We start from the raw sequence: 22,056 nt of genomic DNA on the forward strand, positions 1-22,056 counted from the left end.
ACCCAGGCTCCTGACAGGCGGGCTCCCTAGCTTCCTTTCCCATGACGGGACAGGAAGCGGCCCAAGGGCCCAAACACAAACGAGATCTGACACGTCGTAAGGTCGTCGCCGCGGGCGCCGGAGCGGTGGTGGCGGCGGGTGTCGGCGGTACGTTCGCGGCGGGCGCGTTCGCCGGGGAGGAGACGCGAGCCGCCAAGGGGACGGCCGCCGGGGGCTCCGGTGAGGTCTGCTACAAGCTGACCTCCGAAACCACCGAGGGCCCCTACTACATCGACGCGGACAAGCTCCGCCGGGACGTCACCGAGGACCAGGAGGGCATCCCGCTCACCCTGCGCCTCAAGGTGATCGACTCCGAGACCTGCAAGCCCCTCGCGAACGCCGCCGTCGACATCTGGCACTGCAACGCGCTGGGTGTGTACTCGGGGTACGAGGCGATGGGCAGCGGTGGAGGCGGCGGGGGCGGCACGCCGCCCTCGGGTACACCGACGGGCGCACCCTCGGGTACACCGACCGGCGCACCCTCGGGTACACCGACCGGCACGCCCACGGGCGCGCCCCCGGACGGTGGCGGTGGCGGTGGGGGACACCAGGAGCCCACCGACGACGAGCGCTATCTGCGCGGCACCTGGCGGACGGACAAGCGGGGACTCGTCGAGTTCCGTACGGTCTTCCCCGGCTGGTACCAGGGCCGCTGCGTGCACATCCACACCAAGGTGCATGTGAACGGCACGTGGACCGACGCCGGTTACGAGGGCGGTACGACCTGCCACACCGGTCAGCTCTTCTTCGACGAGGAGTCCGTGCTGGCCTCCGCCGAGGTCGAGCCGTACTCCACGAACACCAAGACCCGCACCACTCTCGACGAGGACACCATCTACCCGGGCAACGGCACCGAGGGCGGGCTGCTGAAGCTCCAGTACAGGAAGAACGCCATCGCCAAGGGCGTCGTCGCCACCCTCACCATGGGCGTCGACCCCGAGGCGACGCACGACGGCACGGAGGACTCGGTCCAGCCAGGGGCGTCGGCGTCCGCGGGCTGATGAATGGCGTGCGGGGTGGATGTGTATGGCCGTCCGCCCCGCATTCACATACATGTACTTCTGCTCAATCCGTTGACCCGGAAGATGGGCCTCCATAAAGTCCCCTTCGAGAACGCGTACGTGACTGCTGTTCACGTATGTGCACAGCGAGGGAGACAACGATGTCAGACACCGCGACACCCATACCCGAGGCGGAGCAGCGCGCGGTCGGCAAGTTCCTGCGCCGCATGCTGCCGATCCTGGTCCTGATGCTGCTGGTCAACCAGATGGACCGCACGAACGTGGGCTTCGTCCAGAACGAACTGCGGGCCGATGTCGGGGTGAGCGCCACCGCCTACGGGCTCGGCGCGGGCCTGTTCTTCATCGGATACGCCCTGTTCGAGGTGCCGAGCAACATGCTCCTGGAGCGGTTCGGCGCCCGGGTCTGGCTGACCCGGATCATGATCACCTGGGGTGCGGTGATCGTGGCGATGTGCTTCATCCACAACGTGTGGATGTTCTACGCCCTGCGCTTCCTGCTCGGTGTCGCCGAGGCCGGCTTCTTCCCCGGTGTGCTCCTCTACTTCACCCAGTGGCTGCCGGACTCCAGCCGGGGCCGGGCCAGCGCGATCTTCCTGGGCGGCTCGGCCACGGCGTACATCGTCACCGGCCCGATCACCGGCGCCCTGCTGGAGCTGCACGGCGCGGGCGGCATCGCGGGCTGGCGGTGGATGTTCGCCCTGGAGGGCGCCTTCTCGATCCTCGTCGGCTTCATCGCCGGGTTTTTCCTCGTCTCCCGGATCCAGGACGCGAAGTGGCTGACGCAGGAGGAGAAGGACGCACTGAGCGAGGCGGTCGCGCGGGACAAGGAGGCGCGTGACCGGGCGCCGTCGGTGTCACGGATGAAGCTGATCTTCCATCCCCAGGTCGCCGTCCTGACCGCGGTCTTCTTCGCGATGGCGCTCACCGGCTACGCGATCACGTTCTGGCTGCCGAGTCTGGTGGAGGAGATCGGCGGACTGTCCTCCTTCCAGATCGGGCTGCTGTCGGCGATCCCCTGGATCTGCGCGGTGATCGCGATGTACACGATGGCCCACTTCACCGACCGGGCCCCGGACCGCCGCCCCTACCTGGCGATCGCCCTGGTCCTGTCGGCCACCGGCACCTTCCTCGCCACGCTCGGTTCGCCCTGGTTCGGCCTGGCCGCCCTCACGCTCGCCGCGGTCGGCGGCAAGTGCGCGGCCACCCTGTTCTGGCCGATGGCCCAGTCGGGCCTCGACCTGAAGATCGCCGCGCCGGGGCTGGCCCTGGTCAACTCCATCGGAAACCTGGGCGGGTTCGTGTCGCCGACGCTGTTCGGGTACCTGCAGGACACGACGGGGAGTACGAACGGGGGGCTGTACACGCTGTCGGCGGCGTCGATCCTGGCGGTTCTCGGGGTGGCGTTCGTACGGCACACCAATCGGGGGCCGCGGGCGGGCGCGGGGGATCGTGCGGGGGTGACGGGGAAGGCGGCTGTGAAGTAGGCGCGCGCCGACTCGGGCTGGGGCCCGCTCCTTCGCGGGGGCGGGCACTGGCCTGCAGGAGTTGATCACTCCTCGGCGAACAGGTCCTCCACCGTGGTGGCGGTCAGGGAGCGGTCGAACCAGAGGGCGAGGGTGTCGAGGTCGGTGCAGGAGATGATGCGGTCACGGGTGTCCTCGGGGACGGGGATACCGCGCTTCTCCAGCACGCTCAAGATGGACTCGGCCTTGCCTTCGGCCTTGCCCTCCAGGTACGCCTCCTCGAAGAGGGTTCCCTGCCCGGGAAGTAGGTGGCGACCATTTTCTCCAGCTCTCTCCATGTCTCCCGGGCCGGAGTGTCCTCCAGCCCGACCTCAAGCCATTCGCACCAGTACTTCGCTGTGGCCTTGTCGAACGACCGCATTCCGCGAGCCGGCATGCCCAGTATGGCGGCGGCGTTTTCACTTTCGCTATGCACGACGGCCGAGAACGTGGCCATGGCCGGTTCCCGGGCCACGACGGACTCGTCGGTGATCTCCGGAACGTTGTCGGGGCCCAGCACAAAAGGACGGGTGCTCTGGGTTGTCCAGGTGCCGACCCGGCACTCGAAGGGGCCGGCCGCCCAGGATGCGGTCGGCCGGTTCTTGCAGACCGCGACGAGCAGGACGGGAAGGCCGAACTTCGCGCGCAGATATGCCACGTAGTACGACCAGCTGGATTCCTTGCCGCGGGCCCGGGCGGTCTGGGCCACATGGCGATCACCGATACGAGAATGAAGAGCAGGACGTACGTCTCTTACCAGCGCAGGAAGTTGCCGGGGCGAGGGCGCTTGCGGAAGCCGGGGCCGACGACCTCGTCGGTGATGTCGCACTCCTCGTTGCGGTAGTCGAGCCAGGCGAGGGCCCCCACCACGATCAGCGTGCCGGTGAAGGCGGCGACCACCGTCGCCAGTGTCAGCAGGCCGATGACTCCGCCACGGGCGGTGGCCGGCGCCAGGTCCCACTTGCGGTACCCGACGAACAGGGCGAGTGCCGCGCTGACGAGGGCGGTGGCGAGCGTCTGGTAGATGGCGAGGAAGCGGTGGGCGTTCTCGTTCACGGCATGGATCTGCTGCAGGACGTACCGGTAGCGCTCCAGCGCGAACTCGTTCCGGACGGTCACCGCATCCGGCCGTGCTTCCCCCGACTCCGCCATCGCCCCCACCCGTCTGACCCCTTGTCAGCGAGCGTATACCCAAGGCCCGTTGGTCCATCCAGTGTGACGGATGATCACCATGTGCGGCCAGGGGCGGGCCGCGGATCGCCGTTACCGCGCCACGAACTGGGTCAGGATCGCCTGGACCTCGTAGATGTCGACGCCCTTGGTGAAGGTCTTCTCGATGGGGGTCGGGGTGCCGGAGATCCAGATCTTCAGTTCGGCGTCCAGGTCGAAGGTGCCGGCCGTTTCCACCGCGAAGTGGGTGATGCTGCGGTAGGGGACCGAGTGGTATTCCACCTTCTTGCCGGTGATGCCCTGCTTGTCGATCAGGATCAGGCGGCGGTCGGTGAAGAGGATGGTGTCGCGGATGAGGAGGAACGCGGCGTGGACCTGTTCGCCGTGGCCGAGGAGGCGGGCGTAGTCCTGCTGGGCGGAGGCCGGGTCGACGGTGTGTGCGTTGCCGAACAGTGCCATGAGAACCCCCCGGGGTGTGGTGGCGGCCGGGTGGCCGCTCTCCTCACGCGATCTTCGCAAAGCAGGGGGCCCGGGAGAAGGTTCTCGTTCTCCCGGGCCCCCTGCTGTAGCGAGCGCGTTACGCCTGTTACGCCGTCGGCTTCTCCTCCAGGCGCGGGAAGAGGACCGCGCCCTTGGTGACCGTCGTGCCGGCCGGGAGCCGGCCCCACTCGCCGGCCTCGCCGATCCTCTGGTCCGCGAGGGCACCGAGGGAAGCCGCCGCGCCGAGCGAGTCCCAGAGCTTCTGGGAGGTCTCCGGCATGACCGGGTTGAGCAGGACCGCTACCGCGCGGAGGGACTCCGCGGCCGTGTAGAGGATCGTGGCCAGACGGGCCTTGCCCTCGTCGGAGGCGTCCTTGGCCACCTTCCACGGCTCCTGCTCCGTGATGTAGCCGTTGACCTGCTTGACGAAGTCGAAGATCGCCAGGATGCCGCCCTGGAAGTCCAGGTCCTCGCCGATCCGGCGGTCCGCCTCCCTGACCGCCTTCGCCAGGCCTTCGTGGATCGCCTTCTCCGCCTCGCCGGCCGCCGTGGCCTCGGGCAGCGTGCCGCCGAAGTACTTGCCGACCATCGCCGCGACGCGGGACGCCAGGTTGCCGTAGTCGTTCGCCAGCTCGCTGGTGTAGCGGGCGGAGAAGTCCTCCCAGGAGAAGGATCCGTCCTGGCCGAAGGCGATCGCGCGCAGGAAGTACCAGCGGTACGCGTCCACGCCGAAGTGCGAGGTCAGGTCCTGCGGCTTGATGCCGGTCAGGTTCGACTTCGACATCTTCTCGCCGCCGACCATCAGCCAGCCGTTGGCCGCGATCCTGCCGGGCAGCGGGAGGCCCTGCGCCATCAGCATCGCCGGCCAGATCACCGCGTGGAAGCGGAGGATGTCCTTGCCGACCAGGTGGACGTCGGCCGGGAAGGTCTCCTCGAACTTGGCCTGGTTCTCGTTGTAGCCGACCGCCGTGGCGTAGTTCAGCAGGGCGTCGACCCACACGTAGATGACGTGCTTGTCGTCCCAGGGAATCGGGATGCCCCAGTCGAACGTCGAGCGCGAGATGGAGAGGTCCTGGAGGCCCTGGCGTACGAAGTTCACGACCTCGTTGCGCGCGGACTCGGGCTGGATGAAGCCGGGGTTCGCCTCGTAGTGGGCGAGGAGCTTTTCGCCGTACTCGCTCAGCTTGAAGAAGTAGTTCTCCTCGCTGAGGATCTCCACGGGCTTCTTGTGGATCGGGCAGAGCTTCTGACCTGCGAAGTCGCCCTCGCCGTCGAGGAGCTCACCCGGGAGCTTGTACTCCTCGCAGCCCACGCAGTACGGGCCCTCGTAGCCGCCCTTGTAGATCTCGCCCTTGTCGTACAGGTCCTGGACGAACTCCTGGACGCGGTCCGTGTGCCGCTTCTGCGTGGTGCGGATGAAGTCGTCGTTCGCGATCTCCAGGTGCTCCCAGAGAGGCTTCCACGCTTCGGTGACGAGCTTGTCGGCCCACGCCTGGGGGGTGACCCCGTTGGCTTCGGCCGTGCGCATGATCTTCTGACCGTGCTCGTCCGTGCCGGTGAGGTACCACACCTTCTCGCCGCGCTGGCGGTGCCAGCGGGTGAGCACGTCGCCTGCGACGGTCGTATAGGCGTGGCCCAGGTGAGGAGCGTCGTTTACGTAGTAGATGGGGGTCGAGACGTAGTACGCCTTCGCCCCCTGCTTCTCGGATCCAGTGGCCGCCATGGTCGAAATCCTACTGGGCCCGTGGAGATCGACTCACACGCGTTTCGGGAGGTGGACGTGGACAGGGGCTCTGTCCACGTCCACCCCCCGGGGGTCTGCGGGTGGGTTCTGCGGGCGGGTGCTACGGGCGCCAGTTCGCCAGTACGCCCTCGTAGAGCTCCTTGTCCGTGAGCTCGCGGGGGGTTTCGCCGGCGAGGAAGTGGGACGTGTTGGGGGTCTTGAGCTTGCGGAGGTAGTCGAAGGCCTTGTTCTCCGGGTCGCCGAAGGCGACGAAGGAGAAGAAGACGGTGGGGTGGGTCTTGGCGGCCTCGGTGAGGGACTGGGTGGCGGGGGTCTTGGCGTCGGGGGCGCCGTCCGTCTGGAAGATCACCAGGGCCCGGGTGCCGGGGGTCGCTTCCTTGCCGTGGTGGGCGAGGACCGCTTCGACGGCTGCGTGGTAGCTGGTGCGGCCCATGCGGCCGAGGCCGGCGTGCAGGTCGTCGATCTTGTTCTCGTGGTCGGTGAGGGTGATCTCGCCGGTGCCGTCGAGTTCGGTGGAGAAGAAGAAGACCGGGACGGTGGCCTCGGGGTCGAGGTGGGCGGCGAGGGCGAGGGTTTGTTCGGCGAGGGCCTGGGCGGAGCCGTCCTTGTAGTACGGGCGCATGGAGGCGGAGCGGTCGAGGACGAGGTAGACCTTGGCCCGGGTGCCGGTGAGGTCGTGCTGCTCGAGGGTGGTGGTGGCGGCCTTGTAGGCGGTGGTGAGGCTGGGGGCGCGGGTCTTGATGCGGGTGAGCGGGACGGCGGGGGTGGGGGTGTCCGGTTCGGCCTCGCCTTCGGGTTCGGCCGTGTCGTTCCCGCCCGCACCGCCCGTGCTGCTTTCGTCGGCGGGTGCGGGTGGCCCCTGTGGGGCGGACTCGCCGTCGGCGGCTGCGGGAGCGTCCACGGCGTCGGTCGTCGGCTCTGTCTCGGTCGTCGGCTTGGCCTCGGCGTCTTGTGTCGCCTTGAGGGCTGCCGTCGGTTCGGCCTCGCCTTCGGGTTCGGCCGAGTCGTTCCCGCCCGCACCGCCCGTGCTGCTTTCGTCGTCGGGTGCGGGTGGCCCCTGTGGGGCGGACTCGCCGTCGGCGGCTGCGGGAGCGTCCACGGCGTCGGTCGTCGGCTCCGCCTCCGGCGTCGGGCCTGCCTTGGTCGTCGGCTCGTCGTCGGAGGCCGTCTCGGGGGCGGGTTCCGGCTTCGTGTCGGTGGTCGACGGGCGCGGCGGCGTGTCGGCCTCGGCTGTGGGCTCGGCCTGGGCCTTGTCCTCCGGCTTTTCCGGTGCTGCGGGCTCGGGGGTCGACGATGACTCGGGCTTCTCGGGCACCGGGGCCTCGGCGGCGGTCGGCTTCTCGGCCGCGGCCTCTTCCGACGCTGTCGGCTCCTCGGTGACCGGCTGCTCCGCCGTAGTCGCCTCCGTAGGCTCCTCCACCGTCGGCTCGGCCTCCGCCTCTGCCTCCGTGACCACCGTCGCAGGCTTCTCCGCGACCGTCGGCTCCTCCACAACCTGCGGCTTCTCCGCCGTCGGCTCCTCGACAGCCGCCCGCTCCTCCTGAGCAACCGGCTCCTCGACAGCCGCCGACTCCCCTTGAGCAACCGGCTCCTCGACGGCCGTCGGCTCCTCCCCAGCCGTCGGCTTCGCAGCGACCGCCGGCTTCTCCGCGACCGCCGGCTCCTCACCCCCCGGCTTCTCCCCGGTCTTCTCCCCCGCCGGCTCCCCCTCAGCCGACCGCGTCGGCCTGGGTACCGTCACGTTGTCGAAGATCAATGACACGAGGTCGTGTTCGTCGCGGGGTTCCGGAACGTTGGACGTCGGGGCGGGGGGCGGTTCCGGGGAGGGGGACGGGACCTTCGGGTCCGTCGTGGCGGGGGTGGGGGGCTGGGGGGTCGGTGATTCCTGGGAGGGCGTTTCGCCCGTGGGCGTCGTCGTGGTCTGCGCCGCACCCTCCGCCTCGGCGGTCCGTGACTTGCGTGACCGTCCGAACGCGTTCCGCAAGAGAGTGAGAATGCCCATGTGCGCGCAACCCTTCGCGTGAGTTGAAGCCCGTCAATCCCTGGCCAGGACGGACACGTAAGGTTAGCGGCCCTCCTGGGTGATCTTGGGCAGGGTCGAGGATGGGAGGCCCACCCTGTCAAGGGGGACATCCGGCCTGCGAAGGTGTCGCCGTGCTGAATCGCCGTAACTGCCGTAAGGCCGCCGCAGGTTCACCCGTTGTTCACCCTGGCGCCCGGCTGCCGCACATATGTGCCCCTACGGTCACGCTGACACCATGGGCATCCAAGGAGAGAGCAAAGTGCGAAAGCTGCTGCCGTTGATCGGAACGCCGTCCGGTTCGCACCCTGGCGGCCGGTCCGCCATGACCTGTCGTTTCCGGTGTGGTGACGCCTGCTTCCACGAGGTGCCCAACACCAGCTCCAACGAGTACGTCGGTGATGTGATCGCCGGTGCGCTCAGCCGGCGGTCGATGATGCGGGCCGCGGCTGTCGTGACCGTGGCTGCCGCCGGAGCGGGGGCCGTGGGGGTCGCGCAGGCTCCGCAGGCCGACGCCGCCCCGGCCGGTGCCGCCACCGAGGCCGCTCGGCGCAAACACAAGGGCGCGCGCGGCCTGCGCTTCGCGCCCGTCGCGCCCAACACCACCGACGCCGTGACGGTGCCGGACGGGTACCGGCAGAACGTCGTCATCCGCTGGGGCGAGCCCATCCTGCGCGGGGCGCCCGCCTTCGACCCGGAGAAGCAGACCGCCAAGGCGCAGGCCGGGCAGTTCGGGTACAACTGTGACTTCCTCGCGCTCCTTCCGCTGCCCGGGGAGCGGGGGCGTCAGCTGCTCGTCGCCAACCATGAGTACACCGATGAGGTGCTCATGTTCCGGGGGTATGACGCAGCCAACCCCACTCGTGAGCAGGCCGAGATCGCCTGGGCCGCGCACGGGCTGTCCGCCGTCGTCGTGGAGGGGGACCGGAAGACCGGGAAGCTCACCGCCGTTCCGCGGCATCAGCTCAACCGGCGCGTCACCGCCACCACCGAGTTCCGGCTCACCGGGCCCGTCGCCGGGTCCGACCTCGTGAAGACCTCCGCCGACCCGAGCGGCACCAAGGTGCTCGGCACCCTCAACAACTGCTCGGGCGGTGTCACCCCGTGGGGCACGACGCTGCACGGCGAGGAGAACTTCAACCAGTACTTCGCCAACAGCAGCCGGGCCACCGACAAGCGGTACGGCATCGGGACCGGGGCCAGCGAGCGGAAGTGGGAACGGTTCGACAAGCGGTTCGACGTGGCCCAGGAGCCGAACGAGGTGCATCGGTTCGGATATGTGGTGGAGTTCGATCCGTACGACCCCAGCTCCACGCCGCGCAAGCACACCGCCCTCGGGCGGTTCAAGCACGAGGCCGCCACCGTGCGGCTCACGCAGGACGGGCGGCCCGTCGTGTACTCGGGTGACGACGAGCGGTTCGACTACTTCTACAAGTTCGTCGGCAGCAAGAGGATGCGGCACGGCAGCAGCAGGGCCGTGCGCGAGCACAACCTCTCCCTGCTCGACGAGGGGACGCTGTACGTCGCCAAGCTCACCGGTGACTCCCCCGCCATCGAGATCGACGGTACGGGCAAGCTGCCGAACGACGGTGAGTTCGACGGGAGCGGCGAGTGGATTCCGCTGGCCACCGCCACCGCCGACGGTGCCGTCTCGCACGTGGACGGGATGAGCGCCGACGAGGTGTTCGTCTTCACCCGGCTCGCCGGTGACAAGGTGGGCGCGACGAAGATGGACCGGCCCGAGGACATCGAGCCCAATCCGGTGACCGGCAAGGTGTATGTCGCCCTGACCAACAACAGCAACCGTGGTGTCGGCTCCAACGCCAAGGCGGACGAGGCCAATCCGCGCAACGCCAACAAGCACGGGCACGTCCTGGAGCTCACCGAGCGCTGGAACCGGCCCGAGAGCACCAGGTTCGCCTGGTCGCTGTTCCTCGTCGCCGGTGACCCGGACGACCCGGCGACCTACTTCGCCGGGTTCCCGAAGGACGGCGTCAGCCCGATCTCCTGCCCGGACAACGTCGCCTTCGACCCCTACGGCAACCTGTGGATCTCCACCGACGGCGCCCAGCTCGGCTCGCACGACGGCCTGTTCGGCGTGGCGACCCGGGGTGAGCGGCGCGGTGAGCTGAAGCAGTTCCTGACCGTTCCGAAGGGTGCCGAGACCTGCGGTCCGATCATCCAGGACCGGCGCGTCCTCGTCGCCGTGCAGCACCCGGGCGAGATCGACGGCGCGTCCGTGGAGAAGCCGGCCAGCACCTGGCCCGACGGGCCCGGGACGTACGTCCGGCCGGCCGTCGTGGCCGTGTGGCGTGCGGACGGCTGCGACATCGGCGTCTGAGCGGAGAGCGACTCAGGAGAGTGACTCATGGGGGGCGCCGGTCCGGCGTCCCCCTTTCGCTCCTACCGACGTGCGTGCAGCGTCAAGTCCGCCACCACCGCCCGGTGGTCCGTGTCCGCCAGCTCCAGGACGCGCGTGCGGTCGGCCGCGAACTCCTCCGACACCAGGACGTGGTCGATCTGCGTGCCGAACGTCGGGGCGGTCACGGCCGGCCAGGTGGCCGTGCGGTCGGCGTCGTCCAGGCGGGCGGCGTCGCTCAGGCCGGTGTCGAGGATGCGGCGGAAGGCGGCGTGGTCCTGGGAGGCGTTGAAGTCGCCGGCCAGGATCAGGGGAGTGCCGGGGGCGGTGGTGGCCGCGTCGCGCAGGGCGTTCAGCTCCCTGTTCCAGAGGGCCACCTGGCCGGGCAGCGGGGGCATGGGGTGGGCGAGCTGGAGTCGTACGGGATGCCCGTCGACGTCGGCGATCGCCCCGGGCATGCCCATGGTGCCGGGGACGCCGTCGGTGGGCCGCAGCGGGAAGCGGCTGAGGATGACGGAGCCCTCGGAGCCGCCGCCCTCGACGGCCCGGCGGTGCGGGAAGTCCTGGGACAGGTCGGCCTTCAGCCGCGCGTCACACTCGTATTCGCATTCCTGTACGAAGACGAGGTCCGGTTTCTCGCGGCGGACGGCGGCGACCAGGGGCCCGGTGCCCTGCCCGAACTCGACGTTCGAGGTCAGCACGCGCAGGTCGGCGACCGGGCGGCCGGCGGGGTCGCCGACCTTGCCGTACGGCTCGACGAACCAGGCCAGCAGGCCGAGCAGTACCACTCCCCAGACCGTCCCGAGCCACCACCGGGACAGCACGGCGAGCAGCAGCGCCAGGCCGGTGGGGGCGAGCAGCCAGGGGAGGAAGGCGAGGACCTGCGGGACGGGCGTGATGCCGTCGCTGTCCGCGGTCCGGAAGCCGGCGACCACGCTGACCGCGGCGAGCAGCAGGGCGGCGCACCAAGCGCCGGGCCGCCGTCCGGGCGGACGGTGTTCCGGCCCGTCGGTGGCGGTCCACTCGGCAGCGGCGGTGTCCAAAACCCGGCCTTCCGTTCGCGGGGTGGGATGCCCGAATCCTCCCTCAGAGACGGGCCCTGATCCTCCCTCAGAGACGGGCCCGAATCCTCCCTCAAAGACGGGGCGGGGCGGCGGAAGGTTGCTGCCGCCGGCGCTCCCGGGCCGGGCAGCGTCGACGCGGGCCAGGAATTCCCCCAGTGCCTTGTCGAACTGCTCGGGGCGTTCGAGGTTCGGCATGTGGGCCGTGCCCTCGATCACGTGCAGGGCCGCGTCCGGGAGGGCCGCGCGCATCGCCCGGGCGTCGGAGACGGGCGTGTAGGTGTCGTCGGCTCCCACGACGACCAGGGCCGGGACGGTCACGCGGGTCAGCAGGGCGGCGTAGTCGGGGCGCCGGGCGCGGGCGCGCAGGGCCGCGGCGGCGCCCTCGGGGGAGGTGGCCGTCATCATGCGGTGGACGTGCGCCTTGACCTCGGCGGGGGCGTACGGGGCGACCATCCGCTCCAGGACCTCGTCGGCGTAGCCGCGCATGCCCTCGCGCAGGAGGCGGTCCGCCATGGCGTCGCGGGTGCGGACGCCCTCCGGGGTCTCGGCCGCGGGGAAGGTGTCCGCGAGGACCAGGCCGCGGACGCGGCCGGGGAACTGCCGGTAGCAGTCCATCGCGATCTGGCCGCCCATGGACAGGCCTGCGAGGACGAAGGACTCCACCTTCAGTTCGTCGAGCAGGGCCTCGATGTCCCGGGCGAACTGCGAGAAGTCCGTGAGGGCCGGGGTCGTCGGGGAGGCGCCGTAGCCGCGCAGGTCGGGGGCGATGACGCGGCGGGCCGCGGAGAACGTGGCGAGCTGCGGGGCCCACATGGTGCGGTCGAAGGGGTGGCCGTGGACGAGGACCAGGGGGACAAGGGGCTGCCGGGAGGTTACGGGGCCTTTGTCCTCGTATGCGAGGAAGGGTGCCATGGGGCGACCTTAGGCAGCTCCAACTACTCAGTGCAATAAGATCTTTGCTCTCGGTGCAATCCAAGGGGGAGACCGATGGGTGACTACCGCCGTATCGCCGACAGGATCGCCGACGACATCGCCAGCGGGCGGCTGGAGCCCGGCCAACGGCTGCCGCCGCAGCGGGCGTTCGCCCGGCGCCGGGGGATCGCCTCGTCGACGGCCGGGCGGGTGTACGGCGAACTCGTACGGCGTGGGCTGGTCGTCGGCGAGGTCGGGCGCGGCACCTTCGTACGGGCCACCCCGGACGGGCCGACGGGGCAGGCGCTCGTCGAGCCCGGCGCGGCCGACGCCCCGGTCAACCTGGAGCTCAGCTATCCCATAGCGCCCGGCCAGCCGGAGCTCCTCGCCCCCGTGCTCGCGCCGCTGCTGCGTCCCGACGTGCTGGCCGAGGCGCTGCTGCCGGCCGCCGCCACCGGTACCGAGTCCGCCCGGAAGGCCGCGGCCACGCTCCTCGCCACCCCCGGCTGGCGCCCCGCCCCGGACCGGCTGCTGTTCACCGGCAACGCACGGCAGGCCATCGCCGCCGTGCTGGCCTCCCTGGTCCGGCCGGGTGGCCGGGTCGGCGTGGAGCAGTTGACGTATCCACTGGTCAAGGAGATCGCGGGGCGGCTGGGCATCGTCCTGGTACCGCTGGCCGGTGACGCGGCCGGGCTGCTCCCGGAGGCCGTCGCCGCCGCGCACCGTTCGGCGCCGCTGTCCGCCCTGTACGTGCAGCCGACGCTGCACAACCCGACGTCCCTGACGACGACCCGCCCCCGGTTGCTGCAACTCGCCCGGCTGGTCCACGACCTGAACCTGCCGGTGGTGGAGGACCGCATCTGGTCCTTCCTGCACGAGCCGGGTGATCCGCTCGCCGCTCACGCCCCCGCCCTCACCCACGTCGTCGACAGTCTCTCCAAGCGGGTCGCGCCGGGGCTCACCGTCGGTTTCCTCGTCGTGCCGCCGCACCGGGCCGGGGCCGTGGCCGGTGCCGTGCGGTCGGGCGGGTGGAGTGCGGGGCGGTTCGCGCTGGAGGCGGCCGTGCGGTGGGCCGGGGAGGGGACCGTGGCGCGGCTGGTGGAGGCCAAGCGGGCGGACGCGGCGGGCAGGCAGCGGGTCCTCGCCGAGGAGCTCGCGGGCTTCGCCGTGCGGTCCGATCCGCGCGCCTACTTCGCCTGGTGGGAGCTGCCCGCCCCCTGGCGCGCGGACACCTTCACGGCGGCCGCCGCCGCGCACGGGATCGCCGTCACGCCCGGCCCCGCCTTCGCCGTCGCCCCCGGCCACACGCCCGACGCCGTCAGGCTCGGGCTCGCGTCGGCTCCGGAGGCGGATCTGCGCCGGGCGCTGCGGACGCTCGCGCGCGTCGCCGCGCGGCGAGCCGGGGACCGTACCGGCCCGTGAGCCACGAGCCGAGCGCCACCGTCAGGCCGAGGGCGAGCAGCAGCCAGGACACCGTCACCAGGGTGCTCGTGAGGGCGTCGTAGACCGCGCCGGCGGCCGGGCGATGGAGCGTGTCGGGCAGGTCGGCGAGGGTGAGGCGGCGGGCGATCGCGACGGCCAGGACGAGCAGCCCGCCGCCGAGCGCCGTGCCGAGGCCGAGCGCGGTGACCGCGCGGCGGCGGCACGCGGCGAGGGCGATCCCGGCCACGGCGCACACGGCGGCGGCGAGCGGCAGCCAGAATGCGGCGGTGTCCAGCACGTGGTACCCCCTGCGGAGTCGGTCCACGTCGTCGGCCGGGAGCACCGGGACCCGGGCGTGCAGGACCGGTATGCGGTGGGCGAACGGCACGTGGTCCTCGGTGAGCTGGCGTTTGACCCGGGCGACGACCGGCGCGAGGTCGACGGTGACCGGGGCGGCGCGCGTGCCGTCGTCGCGCAGGGCGCGCAGCACGGCGTCGTGGACGGCCTGGTTCGCCGCGTCCCAGCCCGTGCGGAACGCCTCGGTCCGGGTGAACGAGCGCACCGCGTCGTGGACGAAGGGCCCGACCGTGCCGCGCAGCGGGCCGGTGTCGAGCTCGTGCCCGGCCTCCCGCATGATGCCGTCCCCGACGGCGTCCGCGACCGCGCGCTGCACGTCCGGGTCGGCGGCGAGCGGCGCCATCGTACGGACGTAGCGGCCGGTGTCGGCCAGGCCGTGCGCCGCCCAGGAGGCGAGCGTCCCGAACGGCACGAGCAGGCACGCGAGGACCAGCAGAACGGCCGACAGGGCGTTCCGCGGTGGTAGGGGCGCCTGCTGGGGTACGGGCGCCCGGTCGTGCTCGGACACCCTTCCAGGCAAGGCGCCAGGGGCCCGGCCCGCGACCGGGGTGACTGCATTCGGCCCCCCATGCCGAGCCGAACGTGTCGTACGGGCACTGAGTCCGGCACCGAGTCAGTCGACGCGCCGGCCGGAGGCGTCCTCGTGCGTGTAGTAGCGGTAGAACAGCGTCACGAGGACGCCCGCCCCCACCACCACCCCCACCCCGGTGGACCGCAGGACGGACTCGCCGGTCTGGCTGTAGAGGAAGCCGATGGCGCAGCCGGTGAAGGTGAACCAGAGCAGCGCGTGGAGTTCGCGCTCCAGCCGCGGGGCGACGGCCCGCACGGCGACGTACAGCACGGCGAACACGAGCGCGGTGAGGAAGCCGAACAGCAGGTTCCAGCCCGTGATGGGCCCGGCGTCGCGCCGGTTGGCCGCGGCCCAGTAGCCGTAGACGAGCCCGAGGACGACGGGTACCGCGACCTTCGCCATCGCGTGGGTGCGCGGGCTGAAGACATCGGGTGTACGGCGTCGCGTGGTCACCTTGCGTGAAGCTGGTGCCGCATGAGCCATGAGAGCTCTCCTCTCTCCCCGCCCCTGCCTACCAGCGCACACCGGCGGGGACCCGACGGCAACTCGGCGGAACGAGAGAAGCGCTGCCCGGGCCGGCTGCGGCCTGTGCGGCCCCGTGTCTCGCTGGGGCCGTGCGGCGCCACCGCGGGGCACACGGCCCGCTCGACCGGCACCCCCTGCCCGGCCGCCGGGACGGCGTGCCGCGGCGGGAACTGCTGCGGGTGCGGGGCCGCGGCGTGGCCTGGGTGCCGTCGCCTTCGCGGGCCTGTCCCTGGTCACGCACGTCGTCGCGGACAGCGCCTGGACCAGGCCGGGCTCGCCGACCGCCCGGCCCGCCCGCGGTACGGCGGCTGCGGGTGGCCGCCGACAAGACGCTGCTCCTGGGGACGGCCGGTGTGACGGAGGCCCGGGACGGCACCGGGGCGTTCCACCCGCTCGCCGAGGAGGTGCCCCGGGCCCTCGCCGACGATCCCCGCACCGCCGGTCCGGCCCGCCTGGCCGCCGTCGTACGGGACGGCACGCCGCGGTACGCCGGGCGGGCGCCTGGCCGACGACACCGCCGTCTTCGCCGTGCGCCGCCGGACTGCCACGGGGGAGGGGGCGAAGCACCCGAAGGCGGACGTTTGCGGTCCTGGGGCCCACCTTTGCAGCCGCAGCGGTTACGGTGCTGCCGTACGTGATCGACAGGGGGAGGGACGAGATGCCCGGAACCGTGCTGCTGCTGGCGGCCTCGCCGGTGGGCAAGGGGCGCCTGGTGGACGCCGCGTCCGTACTCCCCGTACTGGCCGCCGTCCCACCCGGCGTGCTGGCCGGTACGGACACCGCGAACGTCGTCGAACTCGCCGACCCGCTGGAGCCGCAGGCCGTCCTCACCCGGCTCCGCGCCGCCGCCGCGGCCCCCGGCCCGCTCACCGTGTACGTCACCGGCCAGCTCCAGCTCGACCGCCGCCAGCGCCTGCCCCACCTGGCGCTGGCCCGCACCACCGCGTCCACCGCCCGCTACACGGCCTTTCCCTGGCACTGGTTCCGGGAGGAGCTGCGGCTCGGCCAGGCCGGCGCGACGACCCTCCTGCTCGACCTGCACGCGGACGCCGAGGCCTGGGAGCTGCTGCGCGGCACCCCGCTGGACTCGGGTCGCGGCAACGCCGTGCACGGCCGCATCTCGCCCCCGCCGTCCAGAGGCACGGTCGCGGTACCGGCGTACATGAAGGCCGTCGCGACGATCCTGCGTAGCGGGTTCCGGCCGCCGCTGGAGCAGTTGCACCAGCAGGCGCTTGCCCGGATCGCGCCGGAGAGCGCGGGCACGGATCTCGTGCTGAGCACGCCGGGCCCCTCGGCCGGTGATCCGCACGCCGCCATCACCGCCGCCGTCCAGTCCGGCCGCCACTCGGACGCCGACGCCCTCGCCGCCCGGCACGAGCAGGCCGCCGTCGCCGCGCACGGGTTCGCCTCCGAGGAGGCCCTGCACTGGGCCGAGGTCCGGGCCGACCTGGCGATGTTCGCCGGGGACGCGGGACGCAGCTGCCACACCTGGCTGATGGTGGCCACCGTCCGCCTGAACGCCGGGCAGGCGCCGGACGCGCCCGCCGTCGAGGCCGCCGTGGACCGGGCCCACCACCAGTGGGGCCAGATCCGCGACACCGCGCGGGCCCGTGAACTGGGCGCGGCGCTCGCCGAGTTGCGGGGGCGGGTCCCCGGGCGGCGCGAAGGGGCGCTCGACCATGTGCAGCGGCAGTTGCGGCAGTTGCAGACCCAGCCCTGACTGCGTGTGCGACGTGTGCGCCTGGCGTGAAGGGGGCGTGCAATCGCCTGCGCGGGTCGCGTCACAGGTCTGCCGCCGAGGCCTGACCCGGTGTCATGATGTCGGACATGACAGAGGGGGACCAAGTGGCTGTTTTAGGCGTGCGCGTGCGGCTGGGCGCCGGCGCCACCGTGGACGATGTCAGAGCCCTGAAGACGTGGCTGAAGCGGGAACAGCCGCTGGAGGAACTGGTTTCCAAAGGGCAGCTGACTATCGAGGAGCAGGCCGGCACTGACGGGGCCGATGGGCGGCTGGGGCCCGACATCGAACTCGTTCTGAGAGTGCTCGGTGACGTCGTCACGGTCGCGGCACTGACCGAGTACACCGTACGTGCGGTGAAGACCTGGACGAACAACCGCCGCAGGCTCCAGGGCGGCGATCCCGATCCGCAGATCCGCCCGCTGGACCCCGACGGGGAGTAGGCCGGTGAGCCGCTTCGACCCGCGCGGCAAGGCGAACCGGGCGCTGCTGGTCGGCGTGTCCGAGTACGACCACACGGCGCCGGATCCTCAGGGCGTCAACGGCCAGCTCCCCGCCGTGCGGCACAACCGGATGCTGCTCGAGGACGCGCTGCACCAGGGCAATGTGTTCGGTGCGGGCGAGGTGAGGGCCCTGGCCTCGCCGACCCCGGACGAGTTCACAGGGGCGCTGCGCCGCGCCTGCCGTGAGGCCAGAGGGCTGCTGCTGCTCTACTTCGCCGGGCACGCCGTCACCTCCACCTCCGGCAGCGAGCTGCACCTCCAGATGCGCACCGCGCGGGTGCTCACGGGCGATGGGCTGCCCGGCTCGGTCAGTTTCAGCCAGGTGCTGGGCGAGCTCGTCGAGAGCCGCGCCGAGCAGGTCGTGGTGATCCTCGACTGCTGCTACGCGGGCAACGCCGCGGGAATCTGGCACCGCTTCGACGATCCGAAGCGGAAGAAGGACAAAATCCTGCTGCTGATGAGCGTGCAGCCCAACCGCTGCATCCTGGGCGGGGACGCCGACGTCCCGACGCCGTTCACCCGTGAACTCGCGCACGTCCTGGACGAGGGCGGGGAGGTGTGGCTCTCCAAGCTGTATTCCACGGTGAAGCAGCGGATGGCCGAGGCGAACTACAAGGCGGAGGACAACGACCCGCAGCGGCCGCAGGCGCTGGCTCCCCCTGGGACTCGGACGCGGACGTGCTGCTGGCGGCGGGCCCGGTGATCACGTCCCTGCCGGACCCCCCGATCCCCCGCTGGCTCCTCTGGCTCCGGAGCACGTTCGCCCGCGCCCGGAAGGCCGTCGAACGGCTCGGCCGTACGGGACTGACGGTTCTGCTGGCGGTGCTCGTCACCGGCGCCGGCGGCTACGGCGTCCTGGTCCTGGCCGGCGGCTCCGGCCACTGCGGCCCGGCACGGGAGCTGCGTCTCCTCACCGATCCCGATCTGGAACCGGCGATGCGGGCGGCCGCGGACGCCTACGCCGCCTCGGACGCCAACACCACGGAGGACGGCTGCCGGCGCAGCGGCGTGACCGTCTACAGCGCCGGTGCCGCGGGCGTGGTGAGCGCACTGGGCAAGCGGACCCAAGCCTGGCAGCAGCCGCGCGACGACGACAACCCGCAGCGGGACATCGGCCCGCAGCCGGACGTGTGGATCCCCGCCACCCGCGCGGACGTCCGCCGGGTCACCGCGGCCCAGGAGGACTGGGTCTTCGCCCGGCTGGAGCCGGATGCCGAGCCGTTCGTGTACTCGCCGGTCGTACTGGCCCTCCCGGAGGGTCTGGACGACGCCGTCAAGCCCACCGGACGGAAGCTGTCGCAGCTGGTCACCGCCCTCGAACAGGCGCCCGGCGAGGCCGAAGTACGCCGCCCCGACCCGGAGTTCGCCGACTCGGCGCTGCTGGCGACGGTGGGCCTGTACGGCGGTGGAGCCGACGCGCGCGGCGCGGAGCTGCACATCACGCAGTCCGGCCTGCCCGAGCCCTCGGCCGTCAGGCTGCTGTGCACGCTGCCCGACGCCGACGCCGTGGACGACCGCAGCGCGGCCCTGGTCCCCGAGTTCCTGCTGAGGAGCGGCGTCGGCTGCCACCCGGCCACACGCGCTCCGCGCACCGCCGCCTACCCCACCGACGTCCCCGGCCTGGAACCGACGTTCGTGCGGGTGCGCTGGGAGGACGGCGAGCGGGACGCCGACGCCCGGGACGCCGAGGTGAACCGCTTCCGCTCCTGGCTGACCGGAGACGAAGGCCGGAGGGTGCTCGGCGGGCAGGGCTTCAGGTCCGCGCAGGGCGAGCGAGGCCTGCTCGACCCGGAGTCGGCCCCCGAGGGGCTGATCGACGAGGTCCGGCCGGCGGCCTCCGCCGACCCGTTGGAGATGGACAGGGCGCTGGAGCGCTACGGCAACGCGCACGGCCCCGGCCGGGTCCTGTTCCTCCTCGACAGCTCCGGCTCGATGGCCGGCGTGTGGGACGGATCCAGCGGCGGCCCCGGCATCCTCAAGCAGACCCTGACCGGGCTCGGCGGGGGGACGAGTACGGGGTGTGGGCGGTGCACGGCCTCGACGGCCGCACGCACACCGACCTCCTGGGCTTCGGCACGCACGCCCGCCGGGAGGCCGAGCGTGCCCTCGACGCCGCCCGGGTGCGGGACGCGGAAGCCGATCCGTCCGCCGCCCTGGAGGACGCCCTGGCGTTCATGCGCGAGCGCGGCGGCGGCGACGAGCGGCCGCGGCTGATCGTGTACCTCACCGACGGCGAGGACGACAACCGCCTGACCGGCGGCGACCTCGAGCGGGTGGTCGACCGGGCCCGGACCGCCGGCGTGCCCGTGGCGATGGTGACCCTGGACAGCGGCGCCTGCGACCGGGACCGCCCCGGCACGCGGATCGCGGAGGCCGGCCGGGGCCGCTGCCTGGACGCCGGGGACGATCTCGTGCCCACCCTGCGCGACGAGGTCGCCCGCATCGGAACGGGGGAGGAACGATGACCCGACGCCCGGCGGCCGCCGCGCTGTCCCTGCTGTCGCTGCTGACGTTCACGGCCTGCACCGGCGGTGACGCACAGGAGCAGCCGCAGAGCGCCGCCCCCTCCCACCGGATCGTGGTGGCCAGCGGCCAGGACGTCACCGGCAAGAACGGCATCCGCCAGCAGCTCATCGACGCCTGGAACGCAAGGGAGGGCGCAACCGGCTACCGGGCCCGCCTGGTGGAGCTGCCCGGCTCGGCCGACCAGCAGCGCAGCCAGCTGCTCGGCGCCCTCCAGTCCGGCAGCGCCGAGTACGACGTGGTGAACCTGGACGTGACGTGGATCCCGGAGTTCGCCGACGCCGGCCTGATCCGCCCGCTGACCGACTCGGCCGTCAAGGACCCCGAGGACCTCATCAAGTCCGTGGACAGCACGTCGTTCTGGGACGGCAAGCGGTACGCGGTCCCCTTCAACAGCGACGCGGGCCTGCTGTACTACCGCAAGGACCACCTGGTGAAGGCGAGTGCCTCCCGGACCGACCTCGGTGACGACGTCACCTGGGACGAACTCCGGGAACTGCTCGGCGCCCTCGACGACGCCGGGATCGAGGACCACGAGGCGCTGTGGACCACGCAGCTCGCCGCCTACGAGGGCCGTACCGTCAACGCGATCGAGGCCTTCGCCTCGGCCGTACCGGACTTCCGGCTGACCGACGGCGACGGCGAGTACGCCGCGACGCAGGAGCAGTTGACGGCGGGGGTGACCGAACTGCGGGAGCGCACGGCGTCGCCGTACCTCCTGGAGGGGGCCTCCGAGTCCCGCGAGGCAGAATCGCTGAGCGCCTTCGCCGAGGGCCGCACGACCTTCCTGCGGCACTGGCCGTACGTCTACCCGACCCTGCACGAGACCTTCAAGGGAGACCTCGGTGTGGCCCGGCTGCCCGGCAAGGCGGTGCTCGGCGGCCAGAACCTGGCCGTCACCTCGTCCACGTCCGAGCAGCGCGCCGCGAAAGCGGCCGAACTGATCGCGTTCCTCACCGACCCCGACAGCGAACGCTGCCTCCTGCGCGCCGGTTTCGCCGCGACCCGCACCTCGGCCTACCAGGAGGACGGCACCGCCCCCGACTGCCGGCACGCCCCCGCGTACACCGAGGGCCCCTCGGCGTCACCCGGCGGTGAGAGCACCGCCCGCTTGGTCCCCGACCGGATGGCCAACGGCACCAGCTACTCCCGCGACATCCTGCTCCCGGCCCTGCGCGAGGCGGTCCACCGCCCCCGCACACCCCTGTACGGAGCGGTGACCCACATCCTCACCACCGAACTCGACGCGCTGTACGGGCCGCCACGGGGGCCGGGCGGCAGCCGGCCGGGCGACGCGGAGGTGGCGAAAAGCCTTGACGAGGCGTTGAGGAGAGTTTTACCCGGTTGAATCTCCTCCCGGTGATGTTCACATTTCCTCCATTGCTTACGTGTGTCCCGGTGGGTAGCGTCATTTTCGCACTGACCATGCAATCTGACCTACATTCAAAAAACGGGGACGGACTTCGTGAGCATACGAAGCAAGGGAATTTCTGCTGTCATCACCTTCGCCATGACCGGCGCGCTGTGTGGTGTCGGGGCGCAGGCGGCACAGGCGGCTCCGGCGCAGCCGGAACTCCGCGCCGGCGCGGACGAGATCTGCGCGGTCCTGGGGATCGGCAGCGGCGCGGCGGGCCTCACCAAGGCGCTGGCCAAGGGTGCTTCCTGGGTGGGCATCGGCGCCAGCATCGGCTGTTACGCCTACACGAAGGCGAAGGAGGCCACGCCTGCGCAGAAGCGGGCCGCCATGATCGCCTCCTACAAGAAGTACCAGGCCATGAGCGACATCAAGAAGCTCGATGCGCTCGGCTACTACTGCCGTAAGAAGGACAGCGGCGGTGGCGGCGGCACGGACGTCGCCCCCGCCGGCCCGACCGTGAAGGTGGGGTACCGCGACATCAGGATGAAGGGCGTGACGTACAAGTGCACGGCTACCGGGGACTGACCGGCCGTCGCGGCCCGGGCTATGGAGAACGCCTGCTGTTCTCCATAGCGCTGGTCGTGGTGAGCCTGTTGTGGATCACGCAGGACATGGCTGCGTGGGCGACGGCGACGTGTGCGGTTGGCGCCGCCGGTGGAGCGGTGGGGGTTTGTTATTTCGGCTGGCG

The 22,056-nt window shown here is 71.6% G+C and carries 20 protein-coding genes and 2 pseudogenes; 12 read left to right on the plus strand and 10 right to left on the minus strand.

The genetic code is table 11. From position 1 onward, the window contains the following. The first annotated feature begins 41 nt into the window (after nucleotides 1–41). Together V8690_RS21645 and V8690_RS21650 are read left to right on the plus strand one after the other, a co-directional pair. Nucleotides 42–1,040, plus strand: coding sequence for an intradiol ring-cleavage dioxygenase (locus V8690_RS21645; RefSeq protein ID WP_338781233.1), 999 nt, complete (start codon nucleotides 42–44; stop codon nucleotides 1,038–1,040). Nucleotides 1,041–1,201: 161 nt separating this feature from the next. Beyond that, nucleotides 1,202–2,545, plus strand: coding sequence for an MFS transporter (locus V8690_RS21650; RefSeq protein WP_338781234.1), 1,344 nt, complete (start codon nucleotides 1,202–1,204; stop codon nucleotides 2,543–2,545). Between the two features lie 65 nt (nucleotides 2,546–2,610). On the opposite strand, the gene V8690_RS21655 is transcribed toward V8690_RS21650, so the two are convergent. The 6 genes from V8690_RS21655 to V8690_RS21680 all read right to left on the minus strand — a co-directional run bounded on the left by V8690_RS21655 (nucleotide 2,611) and on the right by V8690_RS21680 (nucleotide 7,959). Further along, nucleotides 2,611–2,751: a hypothetical protein gene (locus V8690_RS21655; RefSeq protein ID WP_338781236.1), complete on the minus strand. Its 141-nt coding sequence runs from the start codon at nucleotides 2,749–2,751 to the stop codon at nucleotides 2,611–2,613. A gap of 2 nt (nucleotides 2,752–2,753) precedes the next feature. Then, nucleotides 2,754–3,272, minus strand: a complete 519-nt coding sequence (locus V8690_RS21660) for a hypothetical protein (protein WP_338781237.1) — start codon at nucleotides 3,270–3,272, stop codon at nucleotides 2,754–2,756. Nucleotides 3,273–3,316: 44 nt separating this feature from the next. Then, nucleotides 3,317–3,682, minus strand: coding sequence for a hypothetical protein (locus tag V8690_RS21665; RefSeq protein WP_338781238.1), 366 nt, complete (start codon nucleotides 3,680–3,682; stop codon nucleotides 3,317–3,319). A 144-nt stretch (nucleotides 3,683–3,826) separates the two neighbouring features. Further along, nucleotides 3,827–4,192: a PH domain-containing protein gene (locus V8690_RS21670; protein WP_059417055.1), complete on the minus strand. Its 366-nt coding sequence runs from the start codon at nucleotides 4,190–4,192 to the stop codon at nucleotides 3,827–3,829. Between the two features lie 127 nt (nucleotides 4,193–4,319). Next, the gene (metG, locus tag V8690_RS21675; RefSeq protein WP_338781245.1) at nucleotides 4,320–5,936 is read right to left on the minus strand and encodes a methionine--tRNA ligase; all 1,617 of its coding nucleotides are present in this window, start codon (nucleotides 5,934–5,936) and stop codon (nucleotides 4,320–4,322) included. A 121-nt stretch (nucleotides 5,937–6,057) separates the two neighbouring features. Then, nucleotides 6,058–7,959 carry a VWA domain-containing protein gene (locus V8690_RS21680; RefSeq protein WP_338781247.1) on the minus strand — a complete coding sequence of 634 codons (1,902 nt, stop codon included), beginning with the start codon at nucleotides 7,957–7,959 and terminating at the stop codon, nucleotides 6,058–6,060. Between the two features lie 280 nt (nucleotides 7,960–8,239). On the opposite strand from V8690_RS21680, the gene V8690_RS21685 reads away from it, so the two are divergent. Further along, nucleotides 8,240–10,318: a PhoX family protein gene (locus V8690_RS21685; protein WP_338781249.1), complete on the plus strand. Its 2,079-nt coding sequence runs from the start codon at nucleotides 8,240–8,242 to the stop codon at nucleotides 10,316–10,318. Nucleotides 10,319–10,380: 62 nt separating this feature from the next. Here the strand turns inward: V8690_RS21685 and V8690_RS21690 are convergent, their stop codons facing one another. After that, nucleotides 10,381–11,379 (minus strand): endonuclease/exonuclease/phosphatase family protein, encoded by a 999-nt coding sequence (locus tag V8690_RS21690; protein ID WP_338785418.1) that lies wholly within the window; start codon nucleotides 11,377–11,379, stop codon nucleotides 10,381–10,383. Nucleotides 11,380–11,529: 150 nt separating this feature from the next. After that, nucleotides 11,530–12,312: pseudogene (locus V8690_RS21695) on the minus strand (alpha/beta hydrolase); the annotation flags it as partial. 75 nt (nucleotides 12,313–12,387) lie between these two features. Between V8690_RS21695 and V8690_RS21700 the strand changes: the two are divergent. Further along, on the plus strand, nucleotides 12,388–13,734 hold the full coding sequence (locus V8690_RS21700) for a PLP-dependent aminotransferase family protein (RefSeq protein WP_338781251.1): 1,347 nt from the start codon (nucleotides 12,388–12,390) through the stop codon (nucleotides 13,732–13,734). Here the strand turns inward: V8690_RS21700 and V8690_RS21705 are convergent. Together V8690_RS21705 and V8690_RS21710 are read right to left on the minus strand one after the other, a co-directional pair. Beyond that, entirely contained in the window at nucleotides 13,631–14,599 is a 969-nt protein-coding gene (locus V8690_RS21705; RefSeq protein WP_338781252.1) for a hypothetical protein, read from the minus strand. The genes V8690_RS21700 and V8690_RS21705 overlap by 104 nt on opposite strands. A 105-nt stretch (nucleotides 14,600–14,704) precedes the next feature. Continuing rightward, a complete protein-coding gene (locus tag V8690_RS21710) occupies nucleotides 14,705–15,145 on the minus strand; it encodes a hypothetical protein (protein ID WP_338781254.1) in 441 nt (146 codons plus the stop codon). A 329-nt stretch (nucleotides 15,146–15,474) separates the two neighbouring features. Between V8690_RS21710 and V8690_RS21715 the strand changes: the two are divergent. From V8690_RS21715 to V8690_RS21750, 8 genes and pseudogenes are all read left to right on the plus strand, one after another. After that, nucleotides 15,475–15,825 (plus strand): annotated as a pseudogene (locus tag V8690_RS21715) (SpoIIE family protein phosphatase); the annotation flags it as partial. Nucleotides 15,826–15,845: 20 nt separating this feature from the next. Next, nucleotides 15,846–16,907 carry a hypothetical protein gene (locus V8690_RS21720; protein WP_338781256.1) on the plus strand — a complete coding sequence of 354 codons (1,062 nt, stop codon included), beginning with the start codon at nucleotides 15,846–15,848 and terminating at the stop codon, nucleotides 16,905–16,907. 107 nt (nucleotides 16,908–17,014) lie between these two features. Next, nucleotides 17,015–17,368 carry a hypothetical protein gene (locus V8690_RS21725; protein WP_338781258.1) on the plus strand — a complete coding sequence of 118 codons (354 nt, stop codon included), beginning with the start codon at nucleotides 17,015–17,017 and terminating at the stop codon, nucleotides 17,366–17,368. Nucleotides 17,369–17,372: 4 nt separating this feature from the next. Then, complete coding sequence (locus V8690_RS21730) at nucleotides 17,373–18,131, plus strand: caspase family protein (protein ID WP_338781260.1); 759 nt, start codon at nucleotides 17,373–17,375, stop codon at nucleotides 18,129–18,131. Further along, nucleotides 18,107–19,642, plus strand: coding sequence for a substrate-binding domain-containing protein (locus tag V8690_RS21735; protein ID WP_338781262.1), 1,536 nt, complete (start codon nucleotides 18,107–18,109; stop codon nucleotides 19,640–19,642). Before V8690_RS21730 ends, V8690_RS21735 begins: the two co-directional genes overlap by 25 nt. Then, nucleotides 19,603–19,893, plus strand: coding sequence for a hypothetical protein (locus V8690_RS21740; protein WP_338781264.1), 291 nt, complete (start codon nucleotides 19,603–19,605; stop codon nucleotides 19,891–19,893). Before V8690_RS21735 ends, V8690_RS21740 begins: the two co-directional genes overlap by 40 nt. Further along, a complete protein-coding gene (locus V8690_RS21745) occupies nucleotides 19,890–21,299 on the plus strand; it encodes an extracellular solute-binding protein (RefSeq protein WP_338781265.1) in 1,410 nt (469 codons plus the stop codon). The genes V8690_RS21740 and V8690_RS21745 overlap by 4 nt, the downstream gene beginning before the upstream one ends. A gap of 117 nt (nucleotides 21,300–21,416) precedes the next feature. Further along, nucleotides 21,417–21,893 (plus strand): hypothetical protein, encoded by a 477-nt coding sequence (locus V8690_RS21750; RefSeq protein WP_338781267.1) that lies wholly within the window; start codon nucleotides 21,417–21,419, stop codon nucleotides 21,891–21,893. Nucleotides 21,894–22,056: the final 163 nt, after the last annotated feature.

Source organism: Streptomyces sp. DG1A-41 (genome assembly GCF_037055355.1).
Classification (GTDB): domain Bacteria; phylum Actinomycetota; class Actinomycetes; order Streptomycetales; family Streptomycetaceae; genus Streptomyces.

What these genes read in the sequence shown, in the direction of transcription:
- V8690_RS21645 (WP_338781233.1), top strand. Translation starts at nt 42, where the DNA reads ATGACGGGACAGGAAGCGGCCCAAGGGCCCAAACACAAACGAGATCTG.
- V8690_RS21650 (WP_338781234.1), top strand. Translation starts at nt 1,202, where the DNA reads ATGTCAGACACCGCGACACCCATACCCGAGGCGGAGCAGCGCGCGGTC.
- V8690_RS21670 (WP_059417055.1), bottom strand. Translation starts at nt 4,192, where the DNA reads ATGGCACTGTTCGGCAACGCACACACCGTCGACCCGGCCTCCGCCCAG.
- metG (WP_338781245.1), bottom strand. Translation starts at nt 5,936, where the DNA reads ATGGCGGCCACTGGATCCGAGAAGCAGGGGGCGAAGGCGTACTACGTC.
- V8690_RS21680 (WP_338781247.1), bottom strand. Translation starts at nt 7,959, where the DNA reads ATGGGCATTCTCACTCTCTTGCGGAACGCGTTCGGACGGTCACGCAAG.
- V8690_RS21700 (WP_338781251.1), top strand. Translation starts at nt 12,388, where the DNA reads ATGGGTGACTACCGCCGTATCGCCGACAGGATCGCCGACGACATCGCC.
- V8690_RS21710 (WP_338781254.1), bottom strand. Translation starts at nt 15,145, where the DNA reads ATGGCTCATGCGGCACCAGCTTCACGCAAGGTGACCACGCGACGCCGT.
- V8690_RS21720 (WP_338781256.1), top strand. Translation starts at nt 15,846, where the DNA reads ATGCCCGGAACCGTGCTGCTGCTGGCGGCCTCGCCGGTGGGCAAGGGG.
- V8690_RS21725 (WP_338781258.1), top strand. Translation starts at nt 17,015, where the DNA reads ATGACAGAGGGGGACCAAGTGGCTGTTTTAGGCGTGCGCGTGCGGCTG.
- V8690_RS21740 (WP_338781264.1), top strand. Translation starts at nt 19,603, where the DNA reads ATGCGCGAGCGCGGCGGCGGCGACGAGCGGCCGCGGCTGATCGTGTAC.
- V8690_RS21745 (WP_338781265.1), top strand. Translation starts at nt 19,890, where the DNA reads ATGACCCGACGCCCGGCGGCCGCCGCGCTGTCCCTGCTGTCGCTGCTG.